General features: G+C 51.5%; 1 protein-coding gene. It reads left to right on the plus strand.

Annotated features, from left to right (window positions below; genetic code table 11):
* A partial coding sequence (locus R7044_RS25525; RefSeq protein WP_225456035.1) for a PTS fructose transporter subunit IIC occupies positions 1–705 on the plus strand: 705 nt, incomplete at both ends.

A 705-nucleotide genomic window follows, 5' to 3' on the forward strand; every position in this document is an offset into this window, starting at 1 on the left:
TACGGGTTTTTTAGGTGCAATTGTGGTCGGCTTTTTTGCTGGCTTTGTCGTTTGGCTATTAAAGAAAATTCAGCTACCAGACAGCATGAGTTCGCTTGGCTCGATTTTTATTTATCCGCTAGTCGGTACGTTTGTTACTTGCGGTGCGGTGATGTGGGTGATAGGTGCTCCGATTGCCAGCGCAATGACCACCATGAACGAAGTGCTGACGGGCATGGCGGGCTCAGGCAAAGTAATGCTCGGAACTGTGCTTGGGGCAATGACCGCGTTTGATATGGGCGGCCCAATCAACAAAGTGGCGACGTTGTTTGCTCAAACCCAAGTGAACACGCAACCATGGTTGATGGGCGGGGTCGGTATTGCGATTTGTACGCCGCCATTGGGTATGGCACTAGCCACGTTTTTGGCGCCGAGTAAATTCAAGCGAGATGAACGCGAAGCGGGGAAAGCCGCAGGTATTATGGGGATGATCGGTATTAGCGAAGGTGCGATTCCTTTTGCCGCTGGCGACCCTGCACGAGTGTTACCCGCTATTGTGGCGGGTGGCATTGTCGGTAACGTGATTGGCTTTATGTTCCACGTAATGAACCATGCACCGTGGGGCGGTTGGATTGTTCTCCCTGTCGTGGATGGAAAAATTGGTTACATCATCGGCACGATTGCTGGTTCTGTTACCACCGCGTTGATCGTGATTGCACTAAAGAA

The sequence above is a fragment of the Vibrio sp. 1402 genome (assembly GCF_033340275.1).